1 protein-coding gene is annotated in these 1,154 nt (G+C 30.1%); it reads right to left on the bottom strand.

All coding sequences use genetic code 11. The features are described from left to right. On the bottom strand, positions 1 to 922 hold a 922-nt coding region (locus tag ABWO04_RS12065), incomplete at its 3' end, for an IS4 family transposase (protein WP_353079924.1). Positions 923 to 1,154: the final 232 nt, after the last annotated feature.

Raw genomic sequence — 1,154 nt, 5'->3', positions numbered from 1 at the left:
GATTTTGAGGTTTTAGTAATATGTTGGCGATATATTCTAATCCATATTTGAATAAACTTTTCGCTCTGTATCCGTGCTTTTTTATCGTTATAGGCTTTAGACAAGCATCAAGATAGATACCAACTTTATAGCACCAAATGAAAGCAATGAAAACCATTGATACTAATTTGGCTATTCTATCTGGATCTTTCAAGTGTGTATCTTCAAGATTAAAACCACTTGATTTTAAAGCCTTAAACATGGTTTCTATTTGCCATCTTCTTTTATAACACTGATTTGCGTCTTTAGGATTCTTGAATGAAATTAAGAATTGATATTCAGGTTGTCCAGTTTTAGATTTGATAACACTAGCAGATAAATAACAAGCTACTTTATTTATGTAAATGATTTTAGGGTAATGTTTGAATTGTCCCATTTTTAGATCTTTAAATAACCAGCTAGCCTTAACGATATGGTTGTTTCTTGGAATATGTACGTCAAAGTTTTCTCTTATTCTAATGTGGTAGGGTATTTTATTTATGTTGAGGTAGTTTAACCATTCATAACCAACAAATTCTCTATCTGCAACCAAAACTTCAATAGTCTGAAAACCAAAAAGATTATTATATCGCTCAAGTATTTCTTTACGCTCTTGTGTATTTGAATTACCAAATTTATCCATCATTTTGAAAAGCAAAGGAAAAGCAACACCTTGATGAACAATACCAATCACTAGAATATTGATATTTGATTGACCAAATTTCCAATTGGTTCTATCCATTGTCAATTCATACTTATTTTGTTTAGGTAATAATTTGAAAATTAGTCTAGCGATTAAATCATGATCTAAAATATAGCTTGCAAAGAAACGCTGTATACGACGCAAATTTGAATCCTTTTCTACGGTTGTGTCAAAACCTAAAGCCAAGCGTTCGTAGTTCACGGTTTGAACCTTACACAGAGCACAGATGAAAAATGACATTAATTTTAGTCGAGCAACATTAATACATGTTAATTCTTCTTTTAAAACTGAAAATAAGGAAGTATCTTCGTTACTAACCTTGGAATTTGGAATTTTAGACTTGTCGGGAAACATTGTCTAAGATACTGAATTTCAAGGTTTTAAACAAGAAAAAATCAATTTAATTTACTGATTTTCAATTGTTTATATTTTT

Source organism: Flavobacterium sp., from assembly GCF_040382755.1.
Classification (GTDB): Bacteria; Bacteroidota; Bacteroidia; order Flavobacteriales; family Flavobacteriaceae; genus Flavobacterium.
Note: the sequence above shows the minus strand (reverse complement) of the source record. Positions and strands in the feature narration are given on the sequence as shown.